General features: G+C 70.3%; 17 protein-coding genes. 10 read left to right on the top strand and 7 right to left on the bottom strand.

What is annotated here, in order from left to right:
• Window positions 1-23 precede the first annotated feature (23 nt).
• From dapA to CAL11_RS18835, 8 genes are all read left to right on the top strand, one after another.
• Entirely contained in the window at window positions 24-929 is a 906-nt protein-coding gene (gene dapA / locus CAL11_RS18870; protein WP_086093841.1) for a 4-hydroxy-tetrahydrodipicolinate synthase, read from the top strand.
• Window positions 926-2,119, top strand: coding sequence for an alpha-hydroxy acid oxidase (locus CAL11_RS18865; RefSeq protein WP_086093840.1), 1,194 nt, complete (start codon window positions 926-928; stop codon window positions 2,117-2,119). The genes dapA and CAL11_RS18865 overlap by 4 nt, the downstream gene beginning before the upstream one ends.
• The gene (locus CAL11_RS18860) at window positions 2,116-2,718 is read left to right on the top strand and encodes a flavin reductase family protein (RefSeq protein WP_086093839.1); all 603 of its coding nucleotides are present in this window, start codon (window positions 2,116-2,118) and stop codon (window positions 2,716-2,718) included. Before CAL11_RS18865 ends, CAL11_RS18860 begins: the two co-directional genes overlap by 4 nt.
• 52 nt (window positions 2,719-2,770) lie before the next feature.
• Entirely contained in the window at window positions 2,771-3,607 is an 837-nt protein-coding gene (locus CAL11_RS18855) for an IclR family transcriptional regulator (protein ID WP_086093838.1), read from the top strand.
• A 56-nt stretch (window positions 3,608-3,663) separates the two neighbouring features.
• Window positions 3,664-4,584 carry a LysR family transcriptional regulator gene (locus CAL11_RS18850; RefSeq protein ID WP_086093837.1) on the top strand — a complete coding sequence of 307 codons (921 nt, stop codon included), beginning with the start codon at window positions 3,664-3,666 and terminating at the stop codon, window positions 4,582-4,584.
• Window positions 4,585-4,754: 170 nt separating this feature from the next.
• Window positions 4,755-5,552 (top strand): SDR family NAD(P)-dependent oxidoreductase, encoded by a 798-nt coding sequence (locus tag CAL11_RS18845; RefSeq protein ID WP_086093836.1) that lies wholly within the window; start codon window positions 4,755-4,757, stop codon window positions 5,550-5,552.
• A 34-nt stretch (window positions 5,553-5,586) separates the two neighbouring features.
• On the top strand, window positions 5,587-6,564 hold the full coding sequence (locus tag CAL11_RS18840; RefSeq protein WP_086093835.1) for a tripartite tricarboxylate transporter substrate binding protein: 978 nt from the start codon (window positions 5,587-5,589) through the stop codon (window positions 6,562-6,564).
• Between the two features lies 1 nt (window position 6,565).
• A complete protein-coding gene (locus CAL11_RS18835; RefSeq protein ID WP_086093834.1) occupies window positions 6,566-7,393 on the top strand; it encodes an acetoacetate decarboxylase family protein in 828 nt (275 codons plus the stop codon).
• A 13-nt stretch (window positions 7,394-7,406) separates the two neighbouring features.
• On the opposite strand, the gene CAL11_RS18830 is transcribed toward CAL11_RS18835, so the two are convergent.
• The 3 genes from CAL11_RS18830 to CAL11_RS18820 are packed head-to-tail and all read right to left on the bottom strand — an operon-like array spanning window position 7,407 to window position 9,756.
• Window positions 7,407-8,339, bottom strand: a complete 933-nt coding sequence (locus tag CAL11_RS18830) for a carbon-nitrogen hydrolase family protein (RefSeq protein ID WP_015064421.1) — start codon at window positions 8,337-8,339, stop codon at window positions 7,407-7,409.
• 41 nt (window positions 8,340-8,380) lie between these two features.
• A complete protein-coding gene (locus tag CAL11_RS18825; RefSeq protein ID WP_086093833.1) occupies window positions 8,381-8,743 on the bottom strand; it encodes a cupin domain-containing protein in 363 nt (120 codons plus the stop codon).
• 44 nt (window positions 8,744-8,787) lie between these two features.
• Entirely contained in the window at window positions 8,788-9,756 is a 969-nt protein-coding gene (locus tag CAL11_RS18820) for a Bug family tripartite tricarboxylate transporter substrate binding protein (RefSeq protein ID WP_086093832.1), read from the bottom strand.
• A 222-nt stretch (window positions 9,757-9,978) separates the two neighbouring features.
• On the opposite strand from CAL11_RS18820, the gene CAL11_RS18815 reads away from it, so the two are divergent.
• The gene (locus CAL11_RS18815) at window positions 9,979-10,896 is read left to right on the top strand and encodes a LysR family transcriptional regulator (RefSeq protein ID WP_086093831.1); all 918 of its coding nucleotides are present in this window, start codon (window positions 9,979-9,981) and stop codon (window positions 10,894-10,896) included.
• Between the two features lie 15 nt (window positions 10,897-10,911).
• Here the strand turns inward: CAL11_RS18815 and CAL11_RS18810 are convergent, their stop codons facing one another.
• Window positions 10,912-11,538: a response regulator gene (locus CAL11_RS18810; RefSeq protein ID WP_086093830.1), complete on the bottom strand. Its 627-nt coding sequence runs from the start codon at window positions 11,536-11,538 to the stop codon at window positions 10,912-10,914.
• A gap of 19 nt (window positions 11,539-11,557) precedes the next feature.
• Entirely contained in the window at window positions 11,558-12,547 is a 990-nt protein-coding gene (locus CAL11_RS18805; RefSeq protein ID WP_033447018.1) for a tripartite tricarboxylate transporter substrate binding protein, read from the bottom strand.
• A gap of 155 nt (window positions 12,548-12,702) precedes the next feature.
• On the opposite strand from CAL11_RS18805, the gene CAL11_RS18800 reads away from it, so the two are divergent.
• Window positions 12,703-13,800: a PAS domain-containing sensor histidine kinase gene (locus tag CAL11_RS18800; protein ID WP_015064415.1), complete on the top strand. Its 1,098-nt coding sequence runs from the start codon at window positions 12,703-12,705 to the stop codon at window positions 13,798-13,800.
• On the opposite strand, the gene CAL11_RS18795 is transcribed toward CAL11_RS18800, so the two are convergent.
• Both CAL11_RS18795 and CAL11_RS18790 read right to left on the bottom strand, forming a co-directional pair.
• The gene (locus tag CAL11_RS18795; RefSeq protein WP_086093829.1) at window positions 13,797-14,585 is read right to left on the bottom strand and encodes a crotonase/enoyl-CoA hydratase family protein; all 789 of its coding nucleotides are present in this window, start codon (window positions 14,583-14,585) and stop codon (window positions 13,797-13,799) included. The genes CAL11_RS18800 and CAL11_RS18795 overlap by 4 nt on opposite strands.
• A 20-nt stretch (window positions 14,586-14,605) precedes the next feature.
• Window positions 14,606-15,403, bottom strand: a complete 798-nt coding sequence (locus tag CAL11_RS18790; RefSeq protein ID WP_086093828.1) for an enoyl-CoA hydratase — start codon at window positions 15,401-15,403, stop codon at window positions 14,606-14,608.
• Window positions 15,404-15,411: the final 8 nt, after the last annotated feature.

The following is a 15,411-nucleotide window of genomic DNA, read 5'->3' as shown; positions in this document are numbered from 1 at the left end:
CCGGCCCCTTACGAGGAAACCTCATGATCGACGCTACCTCCCTGCGCGGCATCCTGACCGCGCTGCCCACGCCCGTCGACGCCCAGGGCGCCGTGGACGCCGGGGCCGCGCGCCTGCTGGTCGAATACCAGCTGCGCCACGGCATCAATGGCCTGGTGCCGATCGGCGGCACGGGCGAGTACGGATCGCTCGCGCGCGCCGAGCGCTGCCGCATGGTCGAGGCGACCGCCCAGGCCGCGCAAGGCAAGGTCCCGGTGATCGCCGGCGTGCTGGACACCGGCTATTTCGACGCGCTGCAGTCCGGGCGCGAGCTGGCGGCGGCCGGCGCCGACGCCTTGATGGTGGTGACGCCTTACTACACCAATCCGACCCAGGCCGGCCTGCTCGACTACTTCCTGCGCTACGCCGACGAGTCGCCCGTGCCGCTCATCATCTACGAGATTCCGTACCGCACGCGCATCGCGCTGGCCCCCGAGGTGCTGCACCAGCTTTCCCGCCACGAACGCATCATCGGCATGAAGGCCTGCAACACCGACATGTACCACTTCCTGCGCGTGGTGGCCGGGGTGTCCGATACGTTCTCCGTGCTGAGCGGGGAAGACACGCTGCTGCCGCTGCATCTGCTGGGCGGGGCGCGCGGCGGCATCGTGGTGACCGCCACCATGCTGCCGGCGGCCTGGCTGCGGCTGTTCGAGCTGGCCACGTCGGGCCGTGGCGCCGAGGCGCTGGCGCTGCATCGCGAGCTCATGCCGGTCATGGACCTCGCGTTCGCCGAGACCAACCCCGGCCCGCTGAAGGCGGTCTGGGACCTGATCGGCATCGAGGCGCCCGCGCTGCTGGCGCCGCTGCGCGAGGCGGCGCCCGAGCTGCAGGCGGCGCTGCGCCAGTGCATGGCGTCGATGATCGAGCGTTTCGGGCAGGCTGCATGAGCGCTCGCCCCGGCCTGGAGTCGGCACTGGCCTGCGTGCACGACTATCGGTCGCTGGCCCGGCGCCGGCTGTCGCGCTTCGCGTTCGATTACCTGGAGGGCGGCGCCGAGGACGGCAGGACGCTGCGGCGCAACCTGGCCGCCTACGGCAGGCTGGCATTCAATCCGCGGGTATTGACCGACGTCAGCGCGGTCGACACCCGCGTGCCGGTGCTGGGGCGCGAACAGCGCTCGCCCATGATCGTCGGCCCGACCGGCCTGAACGGGCTGTACTGGCCGCGCGCGGACGAGGCGCTGGCCCGCGCGGCGCATGCGGCCGGCCTGCCGTTCGTGCTGTCGACCGCCTCGACCTCGCTGATCGAGGACGTGCGCGCGGCCAGCCCGGGCGACCTGTGGCTGCAACTGTACGTGCAGACCGACCGCTCGATCGCCGAGGCCATGATGCGCCGGGCCCGCGAGGCCAGCTTCTCGACCCTGATGGTGACGGTGGATACGCCGGTGCACGGCACCCGTGACCATGATGTGCGCAACGGCTTTCGCCTGCCCCTGCGGCCCGGACCGCGGTTGATGCTGGATTTCGCCGCGCACCCGCGCTGGTGCCTGCGCATGCTGCGCCAGCGCGGCGGGCCGCAGCTGGTCAACCTGGCGCGCAGCATGGGCGAGCAGGCCAGCCTGAACCGGCAGGCCGCCGCCATGAGCCGGCAGATGGACATGGGGCTGGGGTGGGATGCGTTGCCGTGGCTGCGCCGGCACTGGCAGGGGCCGGTCCTGGTCAAGGGCATCCTGTCGGTCGAGGACGCGCGCCTGGCGCTGCGTCACGGCGCCGATGGCATCGTCCTGTCCAACCATGGCGGACGGCAGCTCGAAGGCGCGCCCAGCGCGCTGGAGGTATTGCCGCGCGTCATGGATGCGGTGGGGACGCGGCTTGCCGTGCTGGTCGATGGCGGGGTGCGGCGCGGCAGCGACGTGGCCAAGGCCCGCGCCCTGGGCGCGCAGGCCGTGCTGCTGGGCCGTGCGCCGCTGTACGGGCTGGCCGCGCGCGGGCCGCGCGGCGTGGCCGAGGTCCTGGCCATCCTGCAGCGCGAGCTGGAGACCACGCTCAGGCTGCTCGGCTGCCCCGCGGCGCGGCGGCTGGACGAGCATGCGTTGCTGCCGGCGCGCGGGGACCGGCAGCACGAGGCCGCGCCATGACGCACGGCCACGCCAGCCTGGACCTGGGCCAGTTCGACCACGACCAGCGCTACAAATTCCTGATGGCCAGCGTCGTGCCGCGGCCGATCGCGCTGGTGACCAGCCTGGGCGAGGACGGCGTGCTCAACGCGGCGCCGTTCAGCAGCTATGTCGTGCTGTCGATCGATCCGCCGATGCTGGGCATCTCGGTGGCGTTTCGCGACGACGGCGCGTGCAAGGACACGCGCCGCAATATCGAGCGCTCGGGCGAGTTCGTCATCAATTCCGTCACCGCCGACATGGTGGCCCAGGTGCAGCAGTGCGGCCAGCCCTATCCCAGCGATGTGAGCGAGGCGCAGGCGGCCGGCCTGACGCCCATTGCCTCGCACGTGGTCAGCGTGCCGCGCATCGCGCAGTCGCCGCTGCAGTTCGAGTGCCGGCTGCGCCATTGCGTGGAGTTCGGGCAGCGGCGCTCGGCGCTGCTGGTGGGCGAGGTGGTGCTGGCCCACGCGGCCGCGGGGCTGGCCCACGCGCACCGCGTCGATCCGGCCGTGCTCAACGCGGTGGGCAGGCTGGCGGGGACCACGTATTGCCGGGTTTCGGACACCATATCGGTATAGCGATATGATGCCGGGGCGGGTAGCCCAAGGATCGCCAACGATACAATCGAGCATGCCTTCAAAACAAGCCAAGCCTACGTCTGTCGAGCCGCCGGCGCATGCCGCCGGCGGCGACGATTCGCCGCTCTACGTGCAGGCGATCGCGCGGGCATTCCAGGTCTTGCAGGCATTCGACGGGCCGCGCCGGGAGATCACGCTGGCCGACATCGCCAAGGCGGCCGGCATGGGCCGCAGCGCCGTGCAGCGCGTCGTGCATACCCTGGAAAGCCTGGGCTACCTGGCGCGCGTGCCGGATTCGAAGAATTACCGGCTGACCGCGCGCCTGCTGCAGTTCTCGTACAACTACGTGCGCAACAACGAGCTGATCGCCAAGGCGCTGCCGTACCTGCAGGAACTGAACCGCACCTTCGACGAAACCATCAACCTCCAGGAGCTCGATGGCACCGAGATCGTCCTGGTGGCGCGCTTCCTGAGCCGCCACTTGATGAATATCGAAGTGGCGGTCGGCAGCCGGCTGCCGGCCTTCTGCACCGCCTCGGGCACGGCCATCCTGTCGCGGCTGCCGGAAAAGGAATGCGACGCCATCCTGCGCGCCAGCCGGCGCGTGGCCCTGACGCCGTCGACCGAGCTGGACCTCGACCGCCTGCGCCAGCGCATCCGCACCGCCGCCGCGCGCGGCTATTCCATCGTGGCCAACGAGTCGGTCGTGGGCGACATCTCGCTGGCGGCGCCGGTGCTGGACCAGGGCGGCTGGCCGGTCGCCGCGGTGAACATTTCGGTGCCGGTCGCGCGCTGGACGGTGGAGCAGGCCGAGACCGAACTGGCCAACCATGTGCAGGCCACGGCGATGATGCTGTCGGGCGCCAAGATCAGCCCCTTCATGGGGTGACGGCGGCGGCGCGCCGGATCGCTTAACCTAGGGCCTGTTTCCCGAGGGCTCCCGGCATGCGTATCGAAGACCTGGCTATCTTTACCGCCGTGCACGACTATGGCAGCTTCCAGAAGGCGGCCGACGTGCATGGCCTTACCCAGTCGGCGGTGACCAAGATCGTGCGCCGCCTGGAGGCGCACTACGGCATGGCGCTGGTCGAGCGCGGCGCCCGCACTACGCTGACGCAGGCCGGGCGGGCGCTGTACGACCGCGCGGTGGAGCTGCTGAAGATCGCCAACACCATCGAGCGCGACCTGCTTTCGGAAGACGCCGCCAGCCTGGGCGCGCTGCGCATGGGCGCGGTGCCGGCCCTGCTCGAACCGCTGGTGCTGCCGGCGGCGGCCCTGCTGCTGCGCCGCTACGCCAATGCATCGCTGACCACGCGGGTCAAGCTGACCAGCGAGCTGGTCGACCTGGTCATCGACGGCAGGCTGGACCTGGCGGTGGGTTTCGAGGCCGCGCCGCTGCCCGAGGACATCGTGGCGGCCTCGCTGGGCCGGCAGCACTACAAGCTGGTGGTGCGCGCCGGCGGGCCGCTGGCCGGCCGGCGGCTCAGCCTGAGGGCGCTGGCCGACTGCGAATGGCTGCTGCCGTCGCGCGACATCGCGCTGCGCCGCCAGCTGGACCGGCATTTCGAGGATGCCGGCCTGAACCCGCCCCGGGTGCGCCTGGAAACCGACACGTCGGCCATGCTGTTCGCGTCGCTGATCCGGGAGACCGACCTGATCGCCATCATGGCCGAGCAGTCTTACCTGCAGGCCGCCAGCCGGGATATCGCCGCCCTCGACAGCGCGCTGCCGCCCATCCACGGCGACGTGATGCTGTTCTACCGGCGCCAGACTCCGTCCACGCCGATGTTCGCCGAGGCACTTGGCCTGCTGCGCGCCAACGCCGCCGCCTATTTCGACCGCGCGGGCCTGGCGCCCGGCGCCTGAGCGGGCGGCGCGCCCCGCGCGCCGCCGGGTATTCCGCGCCGGAAGGCAGATAGGACAAAAAGTCGTCGCGTCCGCGCTTACAGTCTCGCCCTGGGGCTGGCGCCGCCTCCCGGCATGGATGCAGGGCATGGACAGCATGGGCGCCCGCCTGTTCTACGAGGAGTTTTCCAGTGTCTGAAGCATTACGAGGACGCCGCGCCGTCGTCACCGGCGCCGCGTCCGGGATCGGCCTGGCCACGGCGCAGCGCCTGGCCCGTTCGGGCGCGTCGGTGGCGATGGTGTACCTGCCCGGCGACGAGCGCGGCGCGGCCATGTGCCGGCAACTCGAGGCCGAAGGCCGCAGCGTGTTCGCCGCGCCGGGCGACGTGACGCAGGAGGCGGGCATCCTGGCGACCATCGAGGCCGCCGCGCAGGCCATGGGCGGGATCGACCTGCTGGTCAACAGCGCGGGCATCCCGGGCGTGAAGGCGGTGGTCCCGGCGGCGCGCCTGGACCTGATCACTGGCGATATCTGGGACGCGGTGCTGGCGGTCAACGTCAAGGGCCCGTTCTTCTGCGCCAAGGCGGCCGCGCCGCACCTCAAGCGCGCGGGCGGGGCCATCGTCAATATCGCCTCGCTGGCCGGCCTGGACTCGCCGGGCAGCAGCCTGCCCTATGCGGCGTCCAAGGCGGCGGTGATCAACATGACCAAGAACCTGGCCCGCGCCCTGGCGCCCGAGGTGCGTGTGAACGCCGTGGCGCCCGGCTACGTGGATACCGGCTGGGCGATCGAGGGCTGGGCCGAGCGGGGCGAGGTGTCCAGGCGCCTGTCGCTGCTGGACAAGGTGTGCGGCGCCGACGACGTGGCGGGGCTGATCGAGTACCTGGGATTCTCGGCCACCCTGACGACCGGCGAGACCGTCAAGGTCGACGGCGGCTTCTGGCTGACCGACGCCCGTACCGGGCAACAACGGCTGGCGCAGATCTAGCGCCGCCTGCAATTCGATAATGGAAGGGACGAAAATGATGATGACGATGACCAAGCGCTGGATCGGCGCGGGCGTGGCCGCGGCCTCGATGATGGCCGGCGCCGCGGCGCATGCCGCGGATTACCCGCAGCGCCCGATCACCCTGGTGGTGCCGTACGCCGCCGGCGGAACCACCGATATCCTGGGCCGCGCGCTGGCCGAGGCGCTGGCCGGCGAACTCAAGCAGGCCGTGGTGGTCGAGAACAAGCCGGGCGCCAACGGCACGCGCGGCGCCTCGGGCATGAAGCAGGCCAGGCCGGACGGCTACACCCTGACCATGGTGCCGCTGGGCGTGTTCCGCCAGCCCTACATCCAGCAGGTCAACTACGACCCCCTCAAGGACCTGACCTATGTGTCCATGGTGGGCGGCTACAACTACGCCATCGCGGTGGCCGACAAGGCGCCGTGGAAGACCATCCAGGAGCTCATCGAACACGCGCGCAGCCATCCCGGCGAGATCTTCTACGGTGTGTCGGCCCGCTACAGCGTCAATGAATTCCTGATGATGGACCTGGGCAGGAAGGCCGGCGTCGAATGGACCAGCGTGCCCTTCAAGGGCGACTCCGAAGCCGTGACCAACCTGCTGGGCGGGCAGATCCAGGTGGTGTCGGCCACCAACACCATCCTGCCGTTCGCGCAGCAAGGCTCGGTGCGCGTGCTGGCCACCGCCGGCGAGGCGCGCTCGCCTGATTTCCCCGACGCCCCGACCCTGGCCGAGGCGGGCTACCCGGTCACGGTGACCTCGCCGCTGGGCATCGCCGGACCGGCCGGCATGGCGCCCGAGACGGTGCGCATCCTGGACGAGGCGATCGGCCGCGCGGCGCGCAACCCCAAGCTGCTGGAGACCGCGGCGCGCTACGGCATCGGCGTCAAGTACCTCGACCATGCCGGCTACACCGCTTACGCCCGCAAGGCGGCGGTCGAAGAGAAGGACGCCGTGGCGCTGATGCTGCAAGGCGCGGCCAAGCCCTGACATGGCCGACGCGCTCAACGCCGGGCCGGGCGACGGCCACCTCTATCGCATGCCGACCGCGTTCGGGCCCGCCCTGGGCCCGCGCCAGGCGCCGGCCGGCATGCGCCACGACCCGGCCGCGAGCCCGCGCAAGTCGTGCGCGTACGCGGTCTGGCGCACCGACGCCGGGCTGCTCGGGCGGCTGCTGCCGCCTGGTTTCGCGCTGCGCGGCGAGGCCGTCGTCGTGTTCGAGTTCAGCTACATGACCGACATCGCCTGGCTGGCGGGGCGCGGCTACAACATGCTGACCGTGCGCATCCCGGCCACCTACGGGAACGGCGATGACGCCGTCGACGGCTACTTCCAGCCGGTGGTGTGGGAGAACATGACCGAGCCCATCCTGAGCGGCCGCGAGGAGCTGGGCTGGGCCAAGATCTACGCCGACCTGCCCGCGGCCACGCACGAGCAGGACGAGATCGTCTGCCGCGCCGAATGGATGGGGTTCCGCTTCCTGGAATTGCGGCTGGGCGCGCGCGCGGCCGGCGGCGGCGCGCTGCAAAGCGGGCCGGTGCTGCACCGCAAGTACATTCCGGCCACCCAGCACTGGGGGCAGGCCGACGTGGACTACGTGACGCTCACGCCCGGCGGCGGCAGCCAGGCGCGCCTGCTCGACAGCGCGACGGCGCAGCGCTGCGCGTTGCGCATCGCGCGCCCGCGCTGGGAGGACATGCCGACGCAGCACGCCATCGTCGGCGCGCTGGCCGACCTGCCCTTGCTCGAGTGCGTGCGCGGCGGGACGTACCAGACCGTGGGCGGCAAGGACCTGTCGGACCAGGTGAGGCTGGGTTGAGCCCGGCCTGGCGCTAGGGCTTGAGCGTGGTGACGGGCGGCTTGGGCCGCTCGTCCACCGTCAGCGAGAAGATGTCCGGGCGCGCATAGTGCCCGACCACGTCGAAGTCCATCTTGCCCCGCGTCACGGCGTCGAGGTCGATGTCGGCCACCAGGATCGCGTCCTCGTCGTAGACCGGGCCGGCCAGCAACTGGCCCATCGGGTCGACGATGCAGCTGCCCCCGCGCATCAGCACGGTGTCGGGCTGTACGTCCAGGGCGTTGTGGAACTCGGGCGGGAAGTCCTTGCCGCGCAGGTGCTGGCAGGCCGACAGCACGAAGCAGCGCCCCTCCAGGGCCACGTGCTGCATGGTGGACACCCAGGTCGGCTTGTCGTCGGCCGTGGGCGCGCAATAGATCTGGATCTGCTTGCCGTACATCGCCATGCGCAGCAGCGGCATGTAGTTCTCCCAGCACACGACCGCGCCCAGCCTGCCCAGCGGGGTGTCGTACACCGGAAAGGTGGAGCCGTCTCCGAACCCCCACAGCAGGCGCTCCAGCGCGGTGGGCATCAGCTTGCGGTGCTTGCCCAGCAGCTCGCCCTCGGGGCTGAAGAACAGGATGGTGCAGTACAGGGTGCCGCCGTCGCGCTCGATGACGCCGACCACGATGAACATGTCCTGTTCGGCGGCGATCTGCCCGATGCGCTCGGTGACCGGGCCCGGCACGGCGATGGCGGTCTCGGCGTAGCGCTGGTATTGCGCGCGCCCTTGCGGCGTGCGTCCGCCCAGGAAGATGTGGAAATCGGCGCCCTTGGGGTAGCCGCCCACGAAGGCCTCGGGAAACAGCGCGAGCCGCGCGCCCTGCGCCTTGGCGCCGGCGGCCAGGCGGCTCATTTTCTCGGCGGTGGCCATGGCGTCGCCCGGCACCGGCCCATCCTGTATGACGGCGATTCGATGTGTGGTCATGGGATATCCGTGTGGTGGAAGGTAAAGCGAAACGGGGTGCGCTATGGCGCGTCGCCGGGCGCGGCGACCGGCTCGAAGTCGTAGAGGCCGGCGCCCTGCGCGTCGCCGATCACCAGGAAGCGCACCGGCGCGGCGCCGGCGCTGGTGACGCGGTGCGGCTGGCCGGCCCGTACCTGGAAAACCTGCGCCGGGCCGAGCACGACTTCCTGGCTGGGTTCGGTGGCCGCCACGCGCAGCGTGCCTTCGATCACGTAGAACGTGTCGATGACGGTGGTGTGCCGGTGCCACGGCACTTCCTGGCCGTGCTCCAGGATCAGTTCCGTGATCTTGAAGCCCGGCCGTTCGCCGTAGCGTTGCCGGTTCCTGACCGGATACAGATGCGTGCCATCCGCGAGTTTGACCATTGCAGCTCCTGTGGTTGGGCGGCGCGGACGCGCCGCGCCGTGGTTCAGTTGGGCTTGATGCCCAGTTCGCCGATGAGCCGGCCGCGCTGCTCCAGTTCGTTCTCGATGCGCTGGCCCAGCACGGCGGGCGGACCGCCCACCGGGGTGACGCCGCGCCCGGCCAGTTGCGCGCGTATCGCCGCGTCGCCCAGCACCTGGTCGATCTCCGAGGACAGCTGCCGCACGATGGCCTCGGGCGTGCCGCGCGGCGCCAGCACGGCCTGGTAGGTGCCGCGCTCGGCGTTGGGGCGGCCCAGGGCTTCGGTCAGCGTCGGGACGTCGGGGATCAGTGGCGAGCGCGCTTCGGCGGCGACGGCCAGCGCCTTGACCCGTCCGCCCTTGACCATGGGCAGCGCGTCGCTGAAGGTGCCGAACAGGAACTCGACCTGGCCGCTCATCAGGGCCGTCATGGCCGGCGCGGTGCCGTTGTACGGAATGTCGACGGCGTTCAGGCCGGCATCGCGCACCAGCGCGGCGCCGGCCAGGTGCAGGATGCCGCCCTTGCCGGTGGTGGCGTAGTTCAGGCCGCGCTGCGCGCGCCGCGATTGCTCGACGAACTCGGCCAGGTCGCGGGCCGGCGAGGCGGCGTTGACCAGCAGGACCAGCGGCTCGGCGGCCACCAGCGAGACGGGCTCGAGGTCGCGGCCCGCGCCGTAGGTGGGATGCTTGAGCAGCAGCGAGGTGATGACGTTGCTGCTGGAGATGTACGCCAGCGTGTAGCCGTCGGGCGCGGCCTTGGCCACCGTGGCGCCGCCGATCGAGCCGCCGGCGCCGGGGCGGTTCTCGACGATGACGGGCTGGCCCAGGCGCTGGCCCAGGGCCTGGGCCAGCAGGCGCGCGTTGCCGTCGGTGGCGCCGCCCGGCGGCCATCCCACCACCAGCCTGATCGGCTGTTCGGGATAGGCGCCGGCCCGCGCGTCGTGCATGGCCAGGGCGGCGACGAATAGCCCGGCGAGTATGGGCAGCTTCAGCATGGACTTCCCCCTTGGTGTGCGGTGCGATGGTGTCGTACTGCATCCTAGCGAGGGCGCGGCGGGCGATTGATGCCAAATCGGTCGGGATTGGGACCGTTTCGGTATGAATCGCCCACCGGCCGCGCGCCGCGCCATGTAAGGTTTCCCCGTATGGATGCGGCCGGGGCCGGCCATGCATACTGGAACATTGGGCCACGCGGGTACGGCCGCTGGGGAAGCTGGATGAATCTGCGGCATGTCCACTACTTCGTGACGCTGGCCGAAGAGTTGAATTTCACCCGGGCCGCGGCGCGCTGCCACATCGAGCAGGCGCCCCTGAGCCGCGCCATCAAGACGCTGGAGCGCGAGCTGGGCCTGACGCTGCTGATACGCAATACGCGCAATGTCGAACTCACGCCCGCCGGCCGCCTGTTCTGCGACTGCGCCAGGGTGGCGCTGGAAGAGCTGGAACTGGGCGCGCGGCGCGCCCGGCGCGCGCAGGAAGGCGCCGCGGGCCAGTTGACCATCGCCCACGTGGGCTCCACCGTCTACGAGCTGCTGCCCAGCATCATCCGCACGTTCAAGCGCGGCTATCCGCTGGTGGACCTGCGCATACGCCAGCTGACCACGCGCGAGCAGATCCCCGGACTGATCGCCGGCGACATCGACGTGGGCTTCGTGCGCGTGGCGCCCGGCAGCGGGCAGCTGGCGGCCACGCGCCTGTACGCCGAGCCGTTCGTGTGCGCGATCCCCGACTGGCATCCGCTGGCCGGGCGCGAATCGGTGGCGCTGGGCGAACTGGCGTCGTCGCCGTTCATCACGCTGATGCGCAGCCCCGCGCCCAGCCTGCACCAGCAGGTGCTGGACCTGTGCCGCAAGGCCGGCTTCGAACCCCGGATCGCCCAGGAGGTCGAGCAGATCGAAAGCACCGTGGGCCTGGTCGCCTCCGGCATCGGCGTGGCGCTGGTGCCGGCCTCGTTGCGCAAGCTGTCGATCCGTTCGGTGTGCTACGTGCCGCTGAGCGACGTGGCCGAGCAGGTGGAGGTGTGGCTGGCCTGGCCGCGCGAGCATGCGTCGCCGGTCACGCAGGCGTTCCTGCAATGCGCGCGCGAGACCCTGCCGGGGCCGCGCGGCGCGCAGGCGGGCGGCCGGCGCGCGTAGGCGCGGCGGCGCAGCCTAGTCGATCAGCCGGTGCCGGATCGCGTACTGCACCAGTTCGGCGTTGCTGCCGACCTTCAGTTTCTGCAGGATGCGCTGGCGGTAGGTGCTGATGGTCTTGACGCTGACGATGAGCTGGGTGGCGATGTCCGTCAACCGCGCGCCTTGCACCATCAGCATCATGATCTGGTGTTCGCGCGGCGACAGCTTGTCGTGCAGGTCCTCGCCGCGCGCCACGGCCGACACCACCTTGTCGGAGATCTCGGCCGGGAAGTAGCGCCCGCCCGAGGCGGCCTGGCGGATCGCCAGCGTCAGCGCCTTGTAGTCCATGTCCTTGGCGACATAGCCGCTGGCGCCCACTTCGAAGGCGCGCAGCGCGTATTGCTCGGCCGGATACATGCTCAGGACGATGACCGGCAGGCGCGGCCACTCGGCCCGGATCGACGGCAGCACGTCCAGGCCGCTGCGCCCGCGCAGGTTCACGTCCAGCAGCACCACGTCGTAGCTGTGGGCGCGCAGCAGGCGCAGGGCGTCCGAGGCGTCGGCGGTCTCGCCCGTGACGCTGATGTCGTCCTCTTCGGCCAGCAGCCTTTTCAGGCCGTCGCGGAAGATGGTGTGGTCGTCGACGATCAGGACACGGATCATGGCGGCGGCTGCGGCGGCGCTATTGCCCGCCGCGGGGAACGTTGAGGGAAGCAAGGATGCGGTTTTCCTTTTCGACGGATTCCTGCGCGAACTGGCGGTAGGCCGGCCCGTCCAGGTATTGCTGTTCCATATCATAGTTCGCCAGCGCGTCCTGGAACGGCTTTTGCGCCATGGCCTGCCTGAACCCGTCGTGCAGGCGCGCGATGACCTGCGGGGGCGTGCCCTTGGGCGCGGCCAGCCCCCAGGGCGAGGTCTGCACCATGTCGATGCCCACCTCGCGCAGCGTCGGCACGTCGGGAAAGCGCGGCACGCGCTTTTCGGTCCACACCACCAGCAGGCGCATCTTGCCGGAGGTGACGTAGGGCACCCAGGACGAGGCGTCGGCCACCGACATGATGTGTCCGCCCATCAGGGCGGGCAGGGCTTCGGCCACGCCCTTGTACGGGATGTTGCTGAGCTGGATGCCCAGGCTGGCCGAGATCTGCTCCATGGTGAGGTGCTGCGTGGTCAGGCTGCCCACCGTGCCGTAGGTCAGCTTGCCCGGGTTCTGGCGGGCGTAGGCGACGTAGTCGTCGAAGGTCTTGATGGGCGAATCGGCCGCCACCACCAGGCCCCAGGTGAAGCCGGTCAGGCGGATGACGTAGTCCAGGTCGGTGACGGGGTTCCACTTGATGTTGGCGATGTAGGGCAGGCGGAACACGCTGTGCGCGATCAGCCCCACCGTATAGCCGTCGGGCGCGGCGGTCTGCAGCTGGTAGGCCGGCATGACGCCGCCGGCGCCCAGCTTGTTCTCGACGATGATGGGCTGGCCGAAAATGTTCGAGGCGCTTTCGGCCAGCGCGCGCACCACGATGTCGGTCACGCCGCCGGCCGAGAAGCCCACCAGCACGCGGATCGGCTTGGCCGGGAAGGCGTCGGCGGCGCGTACGGCCGAAGGCAGGCCCAGCGCGGCCGCGCCGGCGGCCATGGTGGCGGCGCCGCCCAGTTTGATGAAGGAACGTCTTTGCACAGTAGGTCTCCCGTTACCCTGGTCCATGCCCCGTCGATTGACACGCAACGTTGGGGTCATTTAGTGTGCGGACAGTGTAAAGAGCGGCATGATGATTTATCTGTCAGATTTACCCGATTTATTTGTCATCTTTTTCTTACCTTGCGCCGACGTCCATGCATGATTTTCGCTGGCCCCTGGACCAGGATGATGCCAATTATCGCTTGCTGTTCGAGGGTTTGATCGAGCAGTCGGTGGCCGGCATCTACCTGCTGCAGAACGCCCACCTGGTGTACGTGAACGAGGCCTTCGCGCGTATGTGCGGCGTGCCGCGCGAGAAGCTGATCGGCCGGCCGCTGGCCAGGGTGGCGCCGCCGCAGCAGCGCGAGTCGCTGCTGCAGCAGTACGAGCGGCGCCTGACCGGCGGCGACAAGGACGCCACGTTCATGGTGCACGTCCAGCGGCCCGACGGTCAGCCGGTGGCGATCGAGATCCATGGCAGGCTGATCGACTTCCGCGGCCAGCCGGCCGTCATCGGCGTGGGTATCGACGCCACGCTGCGCCTGCGCCGGCAGGAGGAGCTGCAGCAGTCGCGGGCGGCGCTGTCCGAGCTGGTCAGCCATATCGAATCGGTGCGCGAGGCCGAGCGCCAGCGCATCGCCATGGAACTGCACGATGCGGTCGGCGGCATGCTGTCGGCGCTGAAGTTCGACATGTCGCGCCTGGCGCGCCATATCGACCGGACGCTGGCCGGGCCGGGCCAGGACGAGCGGCGCGCGCAGCTCGAAGGCGTGGTGGGCGAGTGCCTGGGCCTGGTGCAGGACACCATCGCCACGGTGCGGCAGATATCCGAGGACCTGCACCCCAGCGCGCTGCCGCACCTGGGCCTGGCGGCGGCCATCGCCAACCACCTGCGGCAGTTCGAGGCGCGCTACGGGATCGCGTGCCGCTATGCCGGCGAGACCGGCGAGCTGGGGCTGGACATGGAAGCCATGGGGCACCTGTACCGCATCTTCCAGGAAAGCATGACCAACGTGGCCAAGCACGCGCAGGCCAGCGAGGTGCGGGTGCGGCTGGGCCGCGACGCGGCGACGCTGGTGCTGTCGGTGCGCGACAACGGCGTGGGGCTGTCGGGCGATGACCGGCGCCCGGGCGCCTACGGCCTGCTGGGCATGCGCGAGCGGGCGCGCCGCCTGGGCGGCACGCTGTCGATCGGCGCGGCGCCCGAAGGCGGCACCGTGCTGACCGTCGAGATTCCCGCGCCGGGCGGCTAGCGGCCCTGGAAGCGCGCGTCGCGGCGCTCGATGAAGGACTGGATGCCTTCCTTGAAGTCCTCGGAGGCGAACACCTTGGCGCGGATGTCGGGGATGCAGGCGATGGCGGCCGGCTCGCCGCCTTCCAGGTATTGCAGCGCGGCCTGCTTGGTGGCGCGGATGCCCAGCGGCGCGTTGCGGCAGATGCGGCGCGCCAGGTCGAGCGCGCGCTCGATGTGCTGGCCGTAGGGCACCACTTCCTGCACGAAGCCCAGCTCCAGCGCCCGCTGGGCGCCGAACTCCTCGCACAGGAACAGGTGATACATGGCGTTGCCCCAGCCGGTGCGGGTCAGGTAGCGGAAATGCGCCCCGCCCAGCGGCGCGATGCCGCGGCGCGACTCGAGCTGGCCGAAGCGCGCCGTGTCGGCCGCCACCACGATGTCGCAGGCCAGCATGATCTCGATGCCGATCGTGAAGGTAATGCCCTGCACGACGGCGATGACCGGCTTGGTGGTGCGCCGCTTCAGGCCGAACGGATCGACCCAGGCGTCCGGGCGCGGCTTGGCGGTGGCGTCGGGGCCGAAGAATTTCGGCATGTCCAGGCCGGCGGTGGTGTGCTCGCCGGCGGCGCACAGCACCGCCACCCACAGGCTGTCGTCTTCCTCGAAGGCGGTCAGGTGCCGGGCCAGCTGGTCCATCATCTCCGGCGAGAAGGCGTTCTTCTTGGCGACGTTGTCGACCGTGATGATGCACAGCGGGCCGTCGCGCTCCAGGCGCACTTCACCGGCTTGCTTGGCTGCTTCCATGTCTGTCTCCGTGCGGGGGCTCAGGATACGGCCTTGGCGCGCTTGATGGTGGAGTCCAGCCCGCGCTTGAGGTGGGTCTGGAATTCCTCGGTGACGTGCGAGAGCTGGTGCACGTCGAAGTGGGCCTGGACGGCGGCGCGAAAGCCCTGCGCGTCCCAGGTGCGGTTCAGCGAGCGCTTGGTGAAGCGCAGGCCGTAGGGCGGCGCGGCGGCGACGGTGTTGGCCAGTTCCAGCGTGGCCTGCTCCAGCTCGGCCAGCGGCACCACGCGGTTGATCATGCCGATCTGCAGCGCCTCGGCGGCGGGCAGGCGCGCGCCGGTGAAGATCAGTTCCTTGGCCTTGCGCATGCCCATCACCCACGGGTGGATCAGCACTTCCAGGCTGGCGGTGCCCATCGAGTGCGCCACCGGGTCCGAGAAGAAGGCGTTGTCGGCGCAGACGATCAGGTCGCACATGTTGGCGACCATGTAGCCGCCGGCGATGCAGGCGCCCTGGACCTGGGCGATGGTGGGCTTCTTCAGGTCGTGGATGCGCAGGCAGTATTCGAGGAAGTGCTCCTCCTCGTACTCCCAGCGTTCTTCCACGGTGGGGTTGGGGCGTTCGACGCGGGCCGACTTCAGGTCGTGGCCGGCCGAGAAGTGGTCGCCGACCGCGCCGATGATGAGCACGCGCACGGCGTCGTCGGCTTCGGCGGCGCGCACGGCGTCGTCCAGCTCGCGCAGCAGCGAGCGGCTCTGGGCGTTGCGCACCTCGGGGCGGTTCAGGTAAATGCGGCAGACCGGGCCGAGGTGCTCGACGCGGATGAACTCATAAGACATGGCGATCT

Origin of the sequence: Bordetella genomosp. 6 (assembly GCF_002119705.1) — a bacterium.
Classification (GTDB): Bacteria; Pseudomonadota; Gammaproteobacteria; order Burkholderiales; family Burkholderiaceae_B; genus Bordetella; species Bordetella bronchiseptica_F.
The sequence above is the reverse complement of the archived record's forward strand: the minus strand, read 5'-3'. Positions and strand labels throughout refer to the sequence as shown.